The 15,501-nt window shown below is 47.3% G+C and carries 22 protein-coding genes; 15 read left to right on the top strand and 7 right to left on the bottom strand.

The annotated features are described in order from the left end of the window. Positions 1-98: 98 nt before the first annotated feature. The 5 genes from ABD846_RS09250 (at position 99) to mtaB (ending at position 4,621) form a co-directional block, all read left to right on the top strand. Positions 99-887 (top strand): murein L,D-transpeptidase catalytic domain family protein, encoded by a 789-nt coding sequence (locus ABD846_RS09250; RefSeq protein ID WP_344825658.1) that lies wholly within the window; start codon positions 99-101, stop codon positions 885-887. Positions 888-936: 49 nt separating this feature from the next. Beyond that, positions 937-1,338, top strand: a complete 402-nt coding sequence (locus ABD846_RS09245; RefSeq protein ID WP_344825656.1) for an ExbD/TolR family protein — start codon at positions 937-939, stop codon at positions 1,336-1,338. Between the two features lie 107 nt (positions 1,339-1,445). Beyond that, a complete protein-coding gene (locus ABD846_RS09240) occupies positions 1,446-1,844 on the top strand; it encodes a DUF983 domain-containing protein (RefSeq protein ID WP_344825654.1) in 399 nt (132 codons plus the stop codon). A gap of 15 nt (positions 1,845-1,859) precedes the next feature. Further along, positions 1,860-3,347: an acetyl-CoA carboxylase biotin carboxylase subunit gene (gene accC / locus ABD846_RS09235; RefSeq protein WP_344825652.1), complete on the top strand. Its 1,488-nt coding sequence runs from the start codon at positions 1,860-1,862 to the stop codon at positions 3,345-3,347. Beyond that, positions 3,344-4,621 carry a tRNA (N(6)-L-threonylcarbamoyladenosine(37)-C(2))-methylthiotransferase MtaB gene (mtaB, locus tag ABD846_RS09230; protein ID WP_344825649.1) on the top strand — a complete coding sequence of 426 codons (1,278 nt, stop codon included), beginning with the start codon at positions 3,344-3,346 and terminating at the stop codon, positions 4,619-4,621. Before accC ends, mtaB begins: the two co-directional genes overlap by 4 nt. A 66-nt stretch (positions 4,622-4,687) precedes the next feature. On the opposite strand, the gene ABD846_RS09225 is transcribed toward mtaB, so the two are convergent. Together ABD846_RS09225 and ABD846_RS09220 are read right to left on the bottom strand one after the other, a co-directional pair. After that, entirely contained in the window at positions 4,688-5,179 is a 492-nt protein-coding gene (locus ABD846_RS09225) for a hypothetical protein (RefSeq protein ID WP_344825647.1), read from the bottom strand. A 30-nt stretch (positions 5,180-5,209) separates the two neighbouring features. Further along, positions 5,210-5,929, bottom strand: a complete 720-nt coding sequence (locus ABD846_RS09220) for a hypothetical protein (protein ID WP_344825645.1) — start codon at positions 5,927-5,929, stop codon at positions 5,210-5,212. A 307-nt stretch (positions 5,930-6,236) separates the two neighbouring features. Here ABD846_RS09220 and ABD846_RS09215 point away from each other — a divergent pair, with 307 nt between their 5' ends. The 7 genes from ABD846_RS09215 to ABD846_RS09185 all read left to right on the top strand — a co-directional run bounded on the left by ABD846_RS09215 (position 6,237) and on the right by ABD846_RS09185 (position 9,718). After that, entirely contained in the window at positions 6,237-6,656 is a 420-nt protein-coding gene (locus ABD846_RS09215; protein WP_344825643.1) for a hypothetical protein, read from the top strand. A gap of 211 nt (positions 6,657-6,867) precedes the next feature. After that, positions 6,868-7,236: an Imm40 family immunity protein gene (imm40, locus tag ABD846_RS09210; protein ID WP_344825641.1), complete on the top strand. Its 369-nt coding sequence runs from the start codon at positions 6,868-6,870 to the stop codon at positions 7,234-7,236. Positions 7,237-7,307: 71 nt separating this feature from the next. Continuing rightward, positions 7,308-7,604 carry a hypothetical protein gene (locus tag ABD846_RS09205; protein WP_344825640.1) on the top strand — a complete coding sequence of 99 codons (297 nt, stop codon included), beginning with the start codon at positions 7,308-7,310 and terminating at the stop codon, positions 7,602-7,604. Between the two features lie 92 nt (positions 7,605-7,696). Next, a complete protein-coding gene (locus ABD846_RS09200; RefSeq protein WP_344825637.1) occupies positions 7,697-8,149 on the top strand; it encodes a T9SS type A sorting domain-containing protein in 453 nt (150 codons plus the stop codon). Between the two features lie 2 nt (positions 8,150-8,151). Further along, a complete protein-coding gene (locus ABD846_RS09195; protein ID WP_344825634.1) occupies positions 8,152-8,559 on the top strand; it encodes a hypothetical protein in 408 nt (135 codons plus the stop codon). Positions 8,560-8,602: 43 nt separating this feature from the next. Continuing rightward, a complete protein-coding gene (locus ABD846_RS09190; protein WP_344825631.1) occupies positions 8,603-9,010 on the top strand; it encodes a hypothetical protein in 408 nt (135 codons plus the stop codon). Positions 9,011-9,034: 24 nt separating this feature from the next. Further along, positions 9,035-9,718 carry a hypothetical protein gene (locus tag ABD846_RS09185; protein WP_344825628.1) on the top strand — a complete coding sequence of 228 codons (684 nt, stop codon included), beginning with the start codon at positions 9,035-9,037 and terminating at the stop codon, positions 9,716-9,718. A gap of 46 nt (positions 9,719-9,764) precedes the next feature. Here ABD846_RS09185 and ABD846_RS09180 read toward each other — a convergent pair whose 3' ends face one another. From ABD846_RS09180 to ABD846_RS09165, 4 genes are read right to left on the bottom strand one after another with little or no spacing between them, the layout of a single operon-like run. Continuing rightward, positions 9,765-10,928: an FAD-dependent oxidoreductase gene (locus tag ABD846_RS09180; protein ID WP_344825625.1), complete on the bottom strand. Its 1,164-nt coding sequence runs from the start codon at positions 10,926-10,928 to the stop codon at positions 9,765-9,767. 28 nt (positions 10,929-10,956) lie between these two features. Next, positions 10,957-11,712 carry a helix-turn-helix domain-containing protein gene (locus tag ABD846_RS09175; protein WP_344825623.1) on the bottom strand — a complete coding sequence of 252 codons (756 nt, stop codon included), beginning with the start codon at positions 11,710-11,712 and terminating at the stop codon, positions 10,957-10,959. 18 nt (positions 11,713-11,730) lie between these two features. Then, positions 11,731-12,180, bottom strand: coding sequence for a VOC family protein (locus tag ABD846_RS09170; protein ID WP_344825621.1), 450 nt, complete (start codon positions 12,178-12,180; stop codon positions 11,731-11,733). Positions 12,181-12,208: 28 nt separating this feature from the next. Next, the gene (locus ABD846_RS09165; RefSeq protein WP_344825619.1) at positions 12,209-13,162 is read right to left on the bottom strand and encodes a ligand-binding sensor domain-containing protein; all 954 of its coding nucleotides are present in this window, start codon (positions 13,160-13,162) and stop codon (positions 12,209-12,211) included. A gap of 209 nt (positions 13,163-13,371) precedes the next feature. Between ABD846_RS09165 and ABD846_RS09160 the strand changes: the two genes are divergently transcribed. The 3 genes from ABD846_RS09160 (at position 13,372) to ABD846_RS09150 (ending at position 14,878) form a co-directional block, all read left to right on the top strand. After that, the gene (locus tag ABD846_RS09160) at positions 13,372-14,136 is read left to right on the top strand and encodes a helix-turn-helix transcriptional regulator (protein WP_344825617.1); all 765 of its coding nucleotides are present in this window, start codon (positions 13,372-13,374) and stop codon (positions 14,134-14,136) included. 101 nt (positions 14,137-14,237) lie between these two features. Continuing rightward, positions 14,238-14,627, top strand: a complete 390-nt coding sequence (locus ABD846_RS09155; protein ID WP_344825615.1) for a DUF1398 domain-containing protein — start codon at positions 14,238-14,240, stop codon at positions 14,625-14,627. Positions 14,628-14,689: 62 nt separating this feature from the next. Continuing rightward, positions 14,690-14,878, top strand: coding sequence for a SymE family type I addiction module toxin (locus ABD846_RS09150; protein ID WP_344825613.1), 189 nt, complete (start codon positions 14,690-14,692; stop codon positions 14,876-14,878). 154 nt (positions 14,879-15,032) lie between these two features. On the opposite strand, the gene ABD846_RS09145 is transcribed toward ABD846_RS09150, so the two are convergent. Next, positions 15,033-15,320 carry a hypothetical protein gene (locus ABD846_RS09145; protein ID WP_344825611.1) on the bottom strand — a complete coding sequence of 96 codons (288 nt, stop codon included), beginning with the start codon at positions 15,318-15,320 and terminating at the stop codon, positions 15,033-15,035. Positions 15,321-15,501: the final 181 nt, after the last annotated feature.

Here is a 15,501-nt window from a genome sequence, read left to right as displayed (position 1 = left end):
GGATTACGTGTCAGACGTTTGTAAAAAACAAACGTTTAATCGTGATTTAACAAAAATCGTGCCATTTCTATGCACCTGACATACTAAATTTGTCGGATATGTGGAAGAGTTATCGTGTGTTATGGCTTTCAGCCTTCGTTTTTTGTCTTTTATTTTCTGTAAAATATTCTCAGGCCGACAGCAGTAAGAAACTGCCAGATTATCAGCGATCTGTCGATTCGGCATCCGTTGTGTATGCTTCGCTGCACTTTCCGGCACAGGAAATAATAGATCCCCAGGTTTTTTCGTTTGCTTTTCACGGTTATCAGCGCCTGCGTGAGGCTGGTAAATTGCTGCGTCCGGAACTGCTCACGATTGTCGATTACAGTCTTTCGGCAAATACACGCCGTCTCTGGGTGATCGACTTGGTGCGCCGCTGCGTACTGTACAATATCCATGTCGCGCACGGTCAGGGTACCGGCGACGAGTTTGCCGAGCATTTCTCCAATCGTGAAAATTCCCACCAGACAAGTTTGGGCTTTTATACAACCGGTGATACGTACCAGGGGGAGCACGGATTGTCGCTGCACCTGCACGGACAGGATGAAGGATTTAATGATGCGGCCTTCAGTCGCTCCATCGTACTGCATGGCGCGGCCTATGTGTCTGAATCCTTCATTGCGGCCCACAAACGCCTGGGAAGAAGCTGGGGCTGTCCTGCCGTGGCAACAGACCTTGCACCTAAACTTATCCGCCTCCTGCAGGAAGGCACCTGTATGTTCCTGTATTACCCGGATGCTTCTTACCTGTCGGCATCCCAGTGGCTGAAAAAGAGCGCAAAGCAAAATGCTCTTGCGGGAATGCTGTTGCCTCAGAATAATAAGATTGAGCAGGAAAGCAGACCATAATCAACCTGCTTTTCCTTATCTTGCAGCAGCTAATCAATCGTAAGCGTACATGAATCTGCGTAGTTCCCTCCGTCACTCCAAAGAGTCCGAAACTTCGGCGCTGAATGATATTCTGTTTATCCTGCTGTTTTTCTTCCTGATCATTTCCACGCTGGCTAATCCCAACCTGATCAAAGTATCGGTGCCTAAGGCCTCCAGCGACAGTAAAGCGAAGCAGACCGTGGTAGTTACCGTGGATTCGCTGCAGCGTTTTTATATCAATACGCATACTGTCTCGGAAGATTCGCTCCAATCTGCGATTGCGGCAGCCGTTGCCAAAAGTCATGATGCGGAGCCTACTGTTGTTATCAATGGCGACAGGAAAGCACAGTTCGACAATATCGTTGCGGTGATGCGCGCTGCGAAGGCGTTACGTCTGAAAACCGTGGTTGCCGTGGATAAAGAAAAATAGGGCTTCACAACACGCAGATTCGTAAATTTGCGCACATTTTTTAAAATTCACCGAACGTGCCAGAAGAATCAGAAAAAGTGCCCGCCATTTTACCCAGCATTTTGAAGATGAAGTGCCCGAATTGCCGCAAAGGCAGTATGTTCATCAACAAAAGCATTTTCCCCTTGAGTTCATTGCTGAAAATGCCGGAACGCTGTGCCTGCTGCGGACAGCGGATGGAACTCGAACCGGGTTTTTATTATGGTACGGGTTATGTGAGCTACGCACTTACGGTGGGATTGCTGGGGACCGTTTTTGTTGCCTACTGGGTAATAATGGGACTGAGTTACCAGGATAACAGCATCTTTATAGCACTCGGCTTATCGGTATTTGTTGTTTTACTGCTGCAACCATGGCTGATGCGTATTTCCAGGGTACTATACTTATACATGTTCGTGAAATACGGTAAAGGTCAGGGCGCTGATACAACGCAGGACGAGGTTCCTGCAGAAACTGAATTAAAATAATTTTCCATATCGTTTATGAAAAAAATATTAGTAGCCAACCGCGGAGAGATTGCCACACGGGTAATGCGTACGGCACGCGAAATGGGTATTGCCACAGTGGCCGTTTACTCGGAGGCCGATCGCAACATGCCTTTTGTCCGGTTTGCCGACGAAGCTGTCTGCATCGGACCTGCTCCTTCCGCACAGTCTTACCTGCGCATTGACAAAATACTGGAAGCTGCGCGGCTTACCGGCGCAGATGCTATTCACCCCGGTTACGGCTTCCTGAGTGAGAACGCCGAGTTTTCCCAGGCCGTGGAAGATGCGGGACTTACGTTTATTGGTCCCAGCGCTTATTCCATCAACATGATGGGTAATAAGATATCCGCAAAGCAGGCTGCGAAAAAATTTGATGTGCCGATGGTACCGGGCACGGATGTGCCGATCAGCGATCTGGACGAAGCGATGAAGATCGCTAAGGAAGTGGGTTTCCCGATCCTGATCAAAGCTGCCGCTGGCGGTGGCGGTAAAGGGATGCGCGTGGTGGAAAGTGAAAATGAATTTGAAAGTCAGATGCGGCTCGCCCAAAGCGAGGCGTTGAGCGCATTTGGTAACGGCGATGTATTTATGGAGCGCTATGTAGGTTCCCCGAAGCATATTGAAATACAAGTGCTCGGTGACAAGCATGGCAATTACGTGTACGTATTCGAACGCGAATGCTCTATCCAGCGCCGTCATCAGAAACTCATCGAAGAGGCACCGTCCAGCTGTCTTACCCCCGATATCCGCAAACAGATGGGGGAAGCGGCTGTGGCAGCAGCAAGAGCCTGTAACTACAGCGGCGCCGGTACGGTGGAGTTCCTCGTAGACGAACACCTGAATTTTTATTTCCTCGAAATGAACACCCGGCTTCAGGTGGAGCATTGTGTTACGGAAATGGTCAGCGGACTGGATCTGGTCCGTGAGCAGATTCTTGTAGCTATGGGTCAGAAGCTTGCATTTACACAGGACGATCTTAAGATCAACGGACACAGCATCGAACTGCGTGTTTGCGCGGAAGATCCGCTGAATAATTTTCTTCCCGATACCGGAAAGCTGCTGACTTATCAGCCTCCGAAAGGTCCCGGGGTACGTGTCGACGATGGTTATGAAGAAGGTATGGATATTCCGATCTTCTACGATCCGATGATCGCAAAGCTGGTAGTACATGCCGCTACACGGGAGCAGGCGATTGCACGCCTCTGCCGCGCTATCGACGAGTATAAGATCAACGGCATCCAGACAACGCTGGCGTTCGGCAAATGGGCCGTACAGCAGGACGCGTTCCGCAAGGGCGACTTCGATACGAAATTCATTGAAAAATATTATAAACCCGAATACCTCAGCAGCCTGGATGAGGAAAGCAGCCGTATTGCCGCATTGTTTGCCGATACGGTCTGGCAGAAAGATGCCGCTGCATCACGTAAGCCTTTGGCTGCCGGTGCATCAGCCGTAAGTAAATGGAAAATGAGACAACGCTCATGAGCACAACAAAGACCGTCGCCTTTCATACCCTGGGCTGCAAACTGAATTATTCCGAAACATCCACGCTCAGCCGTATGCTGCAGGGTAGCGGTTTCGTGCAGAAGGAGTTTGACGAGACGGCCGATGTATATGTGATCAACACCTGCTCTGTGACCGAGAATGCCGATAAAGAGTGCCGGCAGCTGGTGCGTCGCATCCAACGCCGAGCTCCTGAAAGCTTCGTTGTGATCACCGGTTGCTATGCGCAGCTCAAACCCAAAGAGATTGCAGAGATAGAAGGTGTGCACCTTGTATTGGGCGCTGCTGAAAAATTCAATATTGCGAAGCACCTCGAGGATCTCACACGTGGTGATTCTGCGCGCATCTGCTCCTGTGATATCGAAGATGTAAGCGGGTTTCATGCCTCATATTCACACGCCCAACGCACCCGCACTTTTCTTAAGGTGCAGGATGGCTGCGATTACAATTGCTCTTTCTGCACGATTCCGCTGGCACGCGGGCACAGCCGCAGCGACAGTATCGAAAATGTGCTGGCTAAAGTGCAGGAAATAGCAGGTCAGGATGTGAAGGAGATCGTGCTCACGGGAATCAACCTCGGTGACTTCGGTAAAGGCTATGATGGCGGTAAGCGCAGGGAAGAAAACTTTTTCGATCTGATACAGGCCCTGGATGAAACAGAGGGGATTGAGCGTTACCGCATTTCGTCGATTGAACCGAATCTGCTCAGCGAAGAGATCATCAGTTTTGTCGCACAGTCCAAACGCTTCATGCCTCATTTTCACGTACCCCTGCAAAGCGGAAGCAATAAAGTACTGGCGGATATGCGTCGCCGCTACCGCCGGGAGCTGTATGCGGAAAGGGTAGCGCAGATCAAAGCTGCAATGCCGCATGCTGCAATCGGAGTCGATGTGATCGTGGGTTTTCCGGGTGAGACGGATGAATTGTTCCAGGAAACCTTCCGGTTCCTGCATGAGCTGGATGTAAGCTATTTTCACGTATTCACTTATTCCGAACGGGACAATACGCTGGCAGTTGAAATGCCGGGCATCGTACCGATGCATATCCGCAACGAACGCAATAAGATCCTGCGCAACCTGTCGCTGCAAAAACTCAACTATTTTACCGCCGGCTTTACAGACACGAATCGTAAAGTGCTGTGGGAATCGGCAGACAAGAATGGTCTGATGGAAGGCTACACCGATAACTATATCAAGGTGCAGAGTCCGTACCGTGCGGACACGGTGAACACCATCACCGATTGGACAATCCGTTAGTCTCCTTACGATAGTAAAAATGCTTCGCTTTTCAGGCGAAGCATTTTTGTTATACGGTTAAGTTATTTAAAACATCTTTCCGTAAGAAACACCGAAATAAGGAATGCATCCATGCTGGCTGAACACCGGGGTGATGCTGAATTTAAAGATACTGCCATTGCGCGCATGCACCCGGTAGGAAAGGCTTGGTATGAAAATAAACGGATTCACTTTTTTGTGGACTGAAGTGGTATCCTTCTGCTGATACAGCCATACATCGGCCTTTGTGTACGTAAGCCCGGCCGCAAGCTCCACAAACTGTTCGTTGTGTTTGAGCGGCAACAAGTATCCGAACGATACGGGTATTGTGGGGCGAACAGGATCGGACGGGTAAATGCCTAACCCGGCGCGCAGTGTGAACATAGGTTTCAATGTGAGGATGCGTTCATAGTTCGCTGATAGCAGCAGACCGCTGCCGGCAAATTCCAGGTAAGCGGAATTCTGATAAACCGGGTCCATCTGGGCTCTCGCCATGATACAAACGAGGGAGCAAACGATGCTGCAGAACAGTTTTTTCATTGGGTTCTTTATGAATGTGTAGGCGCTGTTTTATCGGGGTAATTCGAGTGAGTCGAAATCTTCAACTTTCGATAAACGGATCTTTTCTTTTGATTTGATGCTGCTCCAGGTTTCCTTGAATACTTCGTCTTCTCCCTCGGCGTTTTCATTGGTATTCTCCTTCACCTGCTTTTTTCCTGTGAGGAAATTGATGCTGGTTTCTGTTTCCACAACGGGGCCGCGGTTTTCACTCTCATCGAATCCGATCAGTTCAAAATCCGGCTCCTGATAACGGAACGTGTAGCTCCAGAATCCGTAGCGCCCGTGTGCGTAGCTTACGATCAGGTTGCCCTTGCTTATCTCAACAGACAGTTCCGGAGCGAAATACACGCCGCCGTCTTCGTTCTCCGAAGAGAAGCATTCTTTGTTGGACAATACTTCATGATAGCCATTCGCCGAACCGAATAAAATGACGAGACCTCTGCGGTTCCGGTCAATCATTTCGCCCTGATCGCTTTTTACGAATTGGGATTGCTGCGTGCCTTTGATGATCAGCGCATAATCCGTTACGTTGTCTTTGTTCAGATCACCCGTTACCGAATCAAAGAGCACATACCCTTCCGGTACAAAATCCGACAATTTTTGCGCGGGTATGATGGCGGAGGCCTTCGATGCAGTGTCCTCGCGGGTTACCCCGGCGGTAGGTGTATCACCGGAACATGCGCCCAGCAGGCAAAGTGCGGGCAAGGCGATTTTAAATAAACGGTTCATGTGTAAAAGCAGATCACTAAAATAACTTTTTTACGGGTAATGTAATCAGGGCAACAGCAATTGTATATTGTTGGCCTTTCATTGCGCAAGTACCTTACGCGATGCTTTTGATGCAATTGTGATTTCAGCGCTTTTACTCATGGGTTTATGTGTAAAATAAATTTTCTTTTTTTAGATTTTTTTCAGCTAATTGCGCGTGCATTATATCGAGTTGGGTTTAGAAGAGCTATTTTCTATCGGATACGTTACCGGCGAAAAAGACGGGATTTGAATTTTAAAACAACTTCGTAATAATAAAGAAAAGATAATGAAAGTAAAATGCGTGCTAAATAAGCTTAGCGATATTCCTGCACAAATATACAGTGGTCTGGAGGGATGGATTGCAGACTATGAATTGCCGATAGAGATTGGACAGTTATCAACTGTGTATGCAATGAAAATTTTGAAAAATCATTTGTGGTATTTAGTTGAGGTAGAAGGACTAGCTGACCCCCGATATTATCCGGCCTATTTATTTGAAATCGTCGACAAGCGTATATCTCGCTATTGGATTGTGAACGATGATATCGATGAGGATGATGGCAATATGAAAACTGTTTCATTCGGTTTTAAAGAGCTGTTGGAAGATCCTTTTTTCTACGGTGAATTACTTGAAGACAATCCTAAGCAGGAAGAGATATTTGCACGATACAAACGATTAATGGACGACGAATATTATGAAGTGTAATGCGGTTTATGCGTCCTTAGCCGACTAAGTACATTTTTTTCATTCACTTCAAAAAATGCTGGAATACACAAAAAATGGTGAGGATGGGAAGCTATATCAATGGATAAAAAATATCAGGTGGGTATCAGGGAAAGACAGTGTGTTTGAATACACCAAAGGCGCAAACGTTGTTATTGGTCACAGATCTTGAAAGTTAATAAAACGAAATAAAATGGAAAATTCGTATTTGTCTTTTGTCAAACAGAATGGCAGGCAATTGTCAGAAATAAATCCAGGCAGTGAAGAAATAGCATTAGATATTAAGAACGCTCTGAAAGCATTAGAGTTATTGAAAGAAAACCAAATTGCTGTTTTAGGTGGTGATATACTTACCGAAGAGAATGACGAACTAATTTATGCATATCAACTTTGGGGCGGGGAATATCAGTATTTGAATTGGTACTGTGATCAGAACCCTAATGAAAGCGACGAGGAGTATTTGCAAAGGAGTTATGCTAAATCAATAGAAGGCATAAGTGATGCAGTTAAAATCGCAGATAAGTTCAGAGCGAAATGTTATATAGTCTTCGTAACTGCATAATTGTTTTCTCAAATAATTATAGAGAGTTGGCAAGCATTATTTTAAAACCGTGGCCAGAGTAACGATTAACTATGTACGATAAAAGCGATAAACGGCGGTTATATTGGCTTATTGACCAATATCTGTCAGACAACCTTGATGAAACAGGCTTTTGCGATGAGTTTTATTATTCTTATGATTTAGAAGTGGATCGTAAGACCCTAACGGATATTGAAAAAATAGCTTTCGCTTCTTTAAGTAAAGTTTCGGATCGATTTTCTCCGTACGAAGAAGATCATAAATTAGATCCAAGAGCATTTTCAACAGTAAAAGAATTGAAAGAGAAAATAATTGAAACTAAAGCTATTTTACAGAAACAAAACACTTAATGGCGGCTGTCGCATATTTTCAAACGTTTACATCAAAGTCGCTACTAAGAGCCTTGTTAACAACATGAATTTATTATAAAAAGCTCGTTTATATGGTTTGCTTTAAAAAGTTATTACAACCAAATTGTCATTCGATAAAAGCAATTATTTTATTTTTATCGATATTTAGTTTTTATGGAGCATCAGCCCAATCCACCTGTAAAATCCTGTACAGTTACGATCTGGGTGGCAACCGCATTCGTCGTGAATTCAACTGCGATGCTCCTCCAAATCCGTGGGACAATCCGGTAAGGCCGGATCACACCTTACTTTCTTCCCTAAGTCCTAATCCGACAAGTGGAGGATTGACAGGCGTGTTTACCGATCCCGTACCTACAGCCACCGTACAAATAACCGATATGGGAGGCGCGGTTTATTTCACGCAAACTTTCACACAAACTACGTCCGTTTTTACCATGGATATTTCTCCGGCCGTACCGGGAACTTATCTTGTTACAATTTGGGCATTAGGTATTGTTGAAGGTTACACAATTATCAAAATGTAGGGATGAACAGATTTTTCTCCGGTCTGATGTTCGCTATTGCAGCATTGCTGTCGTCTTGCAAAACATACCATCTCACAACTGACAGCCTGCTCCAACAGTTTGCAGATGTAAAGCCCGAAACCAAAAGGAATTATTTTGGCGTATTTCCTTTGCTTTTTCAAGGAAGTGTTACAGGTAATTCACTAAGGCAGATAAAAGTATTGGACAAAAACAACAAGGTGCGGGTGTTGCGTATAACGAATCATACAGGAATTAAGCTAACCACGCTGGACGGAAAAAGCAGGATATTTGTTTTCGATACCCTCCTCATTAAGGATAGCACCATCACCGGTAACCGCTCTCACATCTTCCTGCTGGATATAAAACCCGTGAAACTTGCAGACATTGCGAAAATTGAAATACAGCGATGACCTGTTGTTTGACTCCAATTAAAAGATGATCAACATTTAGATAATGACTCCATATTTACTCTTTCTGCTCGTAATAGCTGGGCTACTGCTGTATGCCCGCAAAACTTATTACCTCACAACTGACAGCCTGTTACAACAGTTTGCAGATGTGCGGCCGGAAATCAAAACACATTCTTTGGGTTTGCCTCCTCTTTTTATTCATGGTAGCGTCACCGGTAATTCTTTGAAACAAATAAAGGTGTTGGATAAAAGTAATAAAGAACGGGTATTGCGTATCACCAATCATACCGGAATTAAACTAACTACCCTGGATGGAAAAAGCCAGATATTTCTATTCAATACCCTGCTCATCAAGGATGGTATGATAACGGGTAAGCGCTCACGTCTTCTTAAACTGGATATCGAGCCGGTAAAGCTGACGGATATTGCCAAAATGGAATTACAACGCTGATACATTTTTTAACCTGAGCAACAAATGAAGTTTTCTGTCTGCATGGCGGCAGTCTTATTCCTTTGGGTACTGCAACCTTCATTTGCCCAATCGCCGAAAGAAGGTGATCACTACAGCAACGATGCTTTTTTTATCAACTTTGAAAAAGGCGATACGCTTTCATTTGCATTACCAAAGCTCTCTGGACTGGGTACGGTTACAGTTGCCGGAAGAGGCAGGTACACGATTAATCGCAAGAAAAATTGCATTACCGTACAATTATTATTGGGGTACATTCCTACTCGAAATTATAATGAAATATATAAAGTTTCAGGTGAAAGGTCAGATGGTTATACCGAGTTTATATTTGATAGTACTTCTGCCGCACTATTTCCTAACATTTCATATTTCGATAAAAGAAAAAGACCTCATTATTTCAAAATCGATTCCACAGGCCGTTTAGTAGTTGAGATAAAAAGTTCTGTTTATGGAGGAATTGTTGATATCACTGCAGCAGATGCAGACGAACTTGTTTTGCCTGCGGAACAAATCGTGGGAAAATCTATCTATATCTCTCTTGCGAAAAGTTCGCCTAAAACACTTTCTTATAGTAGTATTATTGCTCCCCCGCTGATTTACCACATTAGTTTCATTCTGCAAAGAGATTCTATGAGTGTAAATTTTGTTAATAAGGAACCTATTGTACTCCTGGTCAAAAATGCCAATTAATCCAGTAAGGGTAGAATACCGTTGCTGACTGTCGAAGGCATTTCCCTTAACCGAAAGACTCAAACAGATCCAGCATGGTTTGCAGGGAGTGTTCGGAGTGCATACGCTCGCCATTATCCAGCGACTCCTGCGCTATTTTCGCTGCACGTTGACGCATCTGCATTTCATACGCTGCAATAGCCTCCTTAAGATTGCTGTGGTTTGTTTCACAAAGGCACTCGCTCAGCTCCAGCGCATCCAGCATGGCCATATTCACTCCTTCTCCTGCGAAAGGGGGCATCAGATGAGCCGCATCGCCGAGCAGTGTAAGGTTGTCCTGCGCCTGCCAGTTCTGATCCGCGGGCATACAGTAAATAGGGCGCGGGATCAGCGGTATTTCTGTCGCCTGCAGCAGCTCCTGCCATAGCGCTCCCCATGTGTCATATTCTTTGCGAAACCAGGTGCTCAGCAGCTCCCTGTCGGAGCAGATCGTTTTGTATTCCTGTAGCGTATGTTCCTCCGCTTTAAATGAGATGTAAAAGCCCATGTGTCCGCCGCCCTTGGACCCCATCAGCAGACTTTTATGTTTCCCGAACGCCATGATCTTGCCTCCCTGCATCAGTGCATGTATCCGGGGTGCCGTCTGTGCCGTATCGTGTATCAGTCCTTCGAGCATGATAATGCCCGTATAAAAGGGGCGGATGTCCGTAAGATAAGGCCGGATCTTTGAGTTGGCCCCGTCGGCGCCAATCACCACATCTGCATAGTCGGTGCTGCCGTCTTTGAAGCGCAGCAGCCATCCGGTGCCTTGCTTATCCATAGACAGGAAATGACTATTCCATACCACGGTATCCGGGTTCAGCGCATCGAGCAGCATGTTGCGCAGTGGTGCACGATCGATCTCCGGTCGGAAGTGCGGGTTGCCGAAATCGGCTTCCGGTTTTTCATGATGATCGTTCAGGCGGATGTTGCCCTGGTTGTCGGTGATCAGCATCCTGTCTGCACCCGGGCGGTAGTGTTGTTTGAAGGCGTCCATCAATCCCGCTTTGCGCAGCGCTGCCAATCCCGACCCGAAGTGAAGGTCCAGCGGAGAGCCCACCATGCGGGAATTCCGGTCGATATCGCGCTCGTATACTTTAACCGTTACCTGGTGAAGCTGCAATAATTTAGCGAGCGTGAGTCCGCCCGGTCCGCCGCCGATGATGGCGACTTTTTTATCTGTGAGTAACATAATTCTGTATTGATTTTACAGGGCAAAATTATTCACGCGCTATGGCCGATAATAGAATAAATCGGTCGTTTTGATTTCTGAACAGTTCTTTGGGGATCACGCCGGAGAATTTTTTCACTTCGCGGATGAAATGCGCCTGATCGGCAAAATTGAGTTCCGGGAACAACCTGCCTCTGGCAATATGCTCCAGCGAAGCACGGAATCGCAGAATGCTGCAATATGCTTTCAGGCTGATGCCAAACTGCTGATTGAAGTAGCGGTTGATCTGCCGGCTGCTCCAGTACACCCGTTCCGACAATGACTGCACACTTGCTGCACCATGGGAAGCATGAATCAGCTCGTGCAATCTGCGTTTCCGCTCGTCCATGCTTGCGGGCAGCAATGCCAGCAGCGATTCCTGCGCTTTGACGCAGAACGCATCAAAATCATCCAGGTCTTTCTGCCCGAATCCCATAAAATCTTCCGGCATCTGCCGTGCTGCATCGGGTAAGCCGGCCACATCCGCCTGCAGCAGGTATTCGGCTCCGGGCAACCGGAAACTGATCGCAAACATAAGCCGTCTGGGAGGGATCACTGCTTCCACCGCGTGTGTACCCAGCCCGATCAGGATGATGCCGAACGGTTCTGTGGCAGATTGCGACAGGAATAAATCGATCCTTCCGTCAGGAAGACCCATTACGGGTTTCGCCTCATCCGATGCATTGTACAGCATCCAGAATGAGTCGACGAACTCACGGAGAGCGGGGTGGGGAGCCACCTGCCTGTATTGCAGATCCTGATCCATAATGCGTTTGCAGCAATATTAATGTCCAACTTCTTCTGCAAGCCCTATGAGCAATCCGTCTGCACTGCGGACGTAGCAGAGCCGGTAGCTATTTTCATAATTGACTACCTCGTCCACGAGTGTTACCCCCAGAGCGTAGAGCCGCGTAAGCAGATTGTCCAGATCTGCCACCGTAAACATCAGTCGCAGGTAACCGAGCGCATTTACCGGCGCATTGCGATGGTCGGCTATAACATCCGGAACAATGAAGCGGGACAATTCTATGCGGTTGTTCCCGTCCGGAGTTGCCATCATGGCGATCTCCACCTGCTGGCCATGAAGGCCGGTTACTTTCCCGGACCAGTCGCCTTCTATGACGCTGCGCCCTTCCAGCTTCAGCCCTATCTCGGAGAATAATGCTATAGCATCGTCGAGCGAGGCCACTACGATACCCATGTTATGGATTCTGGGAAAAAGACTATTGTTCATGCCGTTTGTAGTTATGTGTTATTAAATGCTATTCCGAAAACGCTTTAAAGTCTCGTCCATCGTACCGGTACAGACCACAATTGCGCGTACCGAACCAAATGTTGCCTTTACTGTCCGCCAGCATACTGAAAACAAAATAATCGCTCATGCCGTCTTTGCTGCTGAAATGGGTAAAGACCGGCGCTTTGTAACGCCATATACCATCTTTGCTGTTTACAGTGGATAACTTTTCTTCACCATTGAACCAGATATTACCGGATGCGTCTGCCAGCAATGCATTGCCAATACCTGATCCGGATGTGAACGGCTGAAACCGGCTTCCGTCAAACACGAAATTTCCGTGACTTCTGCCTCCCAGCCAGATTTTTCCGGATGCATCCGAAAGTATATTTCTGATCCACCCGTCTCCGTTTGGTCTGGATGCAGAAAGCGTTTGCCGCTCCAGCCGGATCAATCCCTCCATAGCCGGCGGACCGGAGCCCATCCAGATAACCCCGCTGTTGTCTTCCAGCATACACTGAACGGAAGCCAGACTAAGGTGCTGCGTGTTTTGAATAGATGTATCATCAAGCACCCTGGAAAAATTACCGGATTTGTAACGATACAGATCCTTTGATGTGGCGATCCAGATAACACCATTTCTGTCGCGCAGCAGCGACCATACAGGATCATGATCTTGCTGTGCTATCATTGATATACCACCGGCGCGGAATACGTTGATTGCTACCGGTGAAAATTTTTCCCCGTCAAAAAGGCTCAGTCCTTTATCGGTGCCGAGCCATATATTCCCCCGGGCATCCTCCAGCATGCACCACACAATATTACTGGCAAGTCCGTCTCCCGTGGTGAATTGGGTGAATACGCTGCCATCATAGCAAAATACACCTTCCCCGGTGGTGCCAAACCAAAGATTGCCTTTACTGTCCTCGAGCATACAATGTACATTCTGTTCTTTGCCGCTGCCCTGTGTTTTCCGCAGCATATTGCCCTTTGCTGTAAAAGAAGCAGTATGGCCCAAACTGCTTTGTGCATCGCAGGAAATGACGCTGAGCAGAAGAGAGACTGAGCAGTAATATAAAATGGCCGATAGTCGCCCGGGCTTCATAAGGAGTAGGATTAGATACGGGAAGATACGTCTGAAAAAGGACTTCCTGCACGGGCAAACTGATCCCGCTTGCTTACATTTGGGTTGTGCGATTTGATACATTCCTCCCGGTTCCCGAACTGCGCCCCTACGTGCGGCACTTTGTAGTGTCGGAGAGTGGGGAAGCACGCAGCTACAGGGTATTTCCGGAGACAGGGCTGGTAATGGGATTACAATACCGCGGATCATTGTTTTTAATGAATGGTTCGGAAGAGCAGTCCCTGCACCGGGCGGGTATTACCGGGATCACCGATCGTTACCGCACGTTCCGGAATGCTGCCGGCATCGGTACCATACTTGTATATTTCACGGAGACGGGCTTTGCATCTTTTGGTACCACTGCCACGCATGAGCTTTATAACCTCAGTACATCGCTGGAGGATATTTTCAGGCGTTCTGTGATCGCAGCTACGGAAGAACACCTCAGCGAGTGCAATACAGATGCCGAACGGATATCGGTGACAGAGCGTTTCCTGCTGTCGCAACTACAGCGGCGCGAACCGGACAGACTCGTTGCGGAAGCTGTCCGCCTGATCCGGTCATCGGGCGGGACGATCCGTATCCGGGAACTGAATGAAAAATTATATATCAGTCAGAGTCCGCTTGAAAAGCGCTTCCGCAGTATCGTGGGTACCAGTCCTAAAAAATTTGCTTCCATTGTGCGCTTCCAGTCGGTACTGCGGCAGATCCGTACTGCAGGCACACTTACCGATATGGCATATGAGCATCACTTTTTCGACCAGGCGCATTTTATCAAAGATTTCCGGCGTTACACAGGTGACAGCCCGGAGCATTTCCGCAGCCTTTTGTAGAAAAACGATTTTTTACAATTCCGGATCACTTCCCCGGAGCACTTTTGCGCTGTAACCGGTAAGCAATGGTGCCTGCCGCAATTTTAATCAAAATCTATAACATGTTTACAGTAGCACAGCTCAAAGCAGCACACAGCAAAGTACGGTCAGGCGCGGATTTCCCCGCTTATATACGCGAGATAGGCAAGCTGGGTGTCCGTTGGTACGACACATTTGTCATCGATGGTAATTCTATTTATTATGGCGAGGGGGATCACGCTGTGCCCACCGGCGCGCGTTATGCATCCATCAGCATTGCCGATAACTGCGACGCGGCTCAGTTCCGCGCAGATCTGCTCGCGCATCAGCAGGGCAAAACGGATTTCTTTACTTTTTGCAGCGACTGCGCGCGCTCTGGTGTAGACAAATGGGTGATTTGTATGGATGCACTCACCTGTACCTATTATGATAAGGCGGGAAATGAAGTACTGGTGGAAATGATACCGCAATAGGGTGGATGCGGTTTTATTTGCAGAGCAGTAGTGGAGCGCAGCAAAGAACCAGACTGAGACAGATGACTATCTGCAGCAAGAGCTTTGCCCGTAAAGGTCACCGGTATGTATGCTTTCCGGTGATTCAATTGGGCGGTAAATGGCTATACGATCAGGGATTTCGCAGCGGCCACGTGATTGATATTTTGTACCAAACCGGGGAGATCGTTATCAGAATCTCCGATATGCAGCGTTTTGACGGACTTGAATAAGAACAGGGAGTCCGGATAGAGGAGCGTTTACGGCGATAGACCACCCGCTGTTCCGGAAGGCTTCCCGCCGGTGGTGGCGGGTTTGCCGGGGAAAATGCAGCAAAGCCACCCTGTGAGGAGTGGCTTTATTTTGATTGTTAATCGTTTAAGAAGCTTATTTATAGCTCAGGTTTCTTGCCTTCAGCTCCGCTTCGAGCAACTTTTTGTTTTTGCTGCTGCGTGTCAGCAGATACACGAACAGAAGCGGGAACAGGGTAAAGAAGGTAATGCCGTTCTTCACCGCTCCGAAGATCACGATGCCAAGAGATACGCCAATGAGTACGGCGTTCATGATGGTATTGGTCTTTTCTTTCCGGTAGGTCAGCAGCAGGGTTTCGTCGTTTAGTGCACTGTAATTCATTTTATACGATTGGTTTGTTGGTTTGCGGCAAATGTAGGTCATTGACGCAATTGATCGGTTGTTGCATGGCACAGATTATCAGTGATTGGCGTACGCAGCGGTATTCAGGCAGGATAGAGTACCAGCTCCGACGATACAGTTAAGTACTTGGCTATTGCGCTGATCAAAGCGAGGTAAACATAAAATAAGTAAAAACCGCGAGGTTTATGTAAAATCTCGCGGT

Origin of the sequence: Rurimicrobium arvi (assembly GCF_039540495.1) — a bacterium.
Taxonomy (GTDB): domain Bacteria; phylum Bacteroidota; class Bacteroidia; order Chitinophagales; family Chitinophagaceae; genus Rurimicrobium; species Rurimicrobium arvi.
Note: the sequence above shows the minus strand (reverse complement) of the source record. Positions and strands in the feature narration are given on the sequence as shown.

Coding starts and splice junctions, on each gene's coding strand:
- ABD846_RS09220 (WP_344825645.1), bottom strand. CDS start 5,929: ATGAACCGTTTATTTAAAATCGCCTTGCCCGCACTTTGCCTGCTGGGC.
- ABD846_RS09155 (WP_344825615.1), top strand. CDS start 14,238: ATGTTTACAGTAGCACAGCTCAAAGCAGCACACAGCAAAGTACGGTCA.
- ABD846_RS09170 (WP_344825621.1), bottom strand. CDS start 12,180: ATGAACAATAGTCTTTTTCCCAGAATCCATAACATGGGTATCGTAGTG.
- ABD846_RS09185 (WP_344825628.1), top strand. CDS start 9,035: ATGAAGTTTTCTGTCTGCATGGCGGCAGTCTTATTCCTTTGGGTACTG.
- imm40 (WP_344825641.1), top strand. CDS start 6,868: ATGGAAAATTCGTATTTGTCTTTTGTCAAACAGAATGGCAGGCAATTG.
- ABD846_RS09165 (WP_344825619.1), bottom strand. CDS start 13,162: ATGCTGCGGAAAACACAGGGCAGCGGCAAAGAACAGAATGTACATTGT.
- ABD846_RS09245 (WP_344825656.1), top strand. CDS start 937: ATGAATCTGCGTAGTTCCCTCCGTCACTCCAAAGAGTCCGAAACTTCG.
- accC (WP_344825652.1), top strand. CDS start 1,860: ATGAAAAAAATATTAGTAGCCAACCGCGGAGAGATTGCCACACGGGTA.
- ABD846_RS09225 (WP_344825647.1), bottom strand. CDS start 5,179: ATGAAAAAACTGTTCTGCAGCATCGTTTGCTCCCTCGTTTGTATCATG.
- ABD846_RS09175 (WP_344825623.1), bottom strand. CDS start 11,712: ATGGATCAGGATCTGCAATACAGGCAGGTGGCTCCCCACCCCGCTCTC.
- ABD846_RS09195 (WP_344825634.1), top strand. CDS start 8,152: ATGAACAGATTTTTCTCCGGTCTGATGTTCGCTATTGCAGCATTGCTG.
- ABD846_RS09205 (WP_344825640.1), top strand. CDS start 7,308: ATGTACGATAAAAGCGATAAACGGCGGTTATATTGGCTTATTGACCAA.
- ABD846_RS09180 (WP_344825625.1), bottom strand. CDS start 10,928: ATGTTACTCACAGATAAAAAAGTCGCCATCATCGGCGGCGGACCGGGC.
- ABD846_RS09150 (WP_344825613.1), top strand. CDS start 14,690: ATGACTATCTGCAGCAAGAGCTTTGCCCGTAAAGGTCACCGGTATGTA.
- ABD846_RS09215 (WP_344825643.1), top strand. CDS start 6,237: ATGAAAGTAAAATGCGTGCTAAATAAGCTTAGCGATATTCCTGCACAA.
- ABD846_RS09200 (WP_344825637.1), top strand. CDS start 7,697: ATGGTTTGCTTTAAAAAGTTATTACAACCAAATTGTCATTCGATAAAA.
- mtaB (WP_344825649.1), top strand. CDS start 3,344: ATGAGCACAACAAAGACCGTCGCCTTTCATACCCTGGGCTGCAAACTG.
- ABD846_RS09250 (WP_344825658.1), top strand. CDS start 99: ATGTGGAAGAGTTATCGTGTGTTATGGCTTTCAGCCTTCGTTTTTTGT.
- ABD846_RS09240 (WP_344825654.1), top strand. CDS start 1,446: ATGAAGTGCCCGAATTGCCGCAAAGGCAGTATGTTCATCAACAAAAGC.
- ABD846_RS09145 (WP_344825611.1), bottom strand. CDS start 15,320: ATGACCTACATTTGCCGCAAACCAACAAACCAATCGTATAAAATGAAT.
- ABD846_RS09190 (WP_344825631.1), top strand. CDS start 8,603: ATGACTCCATATTTACTCTTTCTGCTCGTAATAGCTGGGCTACTGCTG.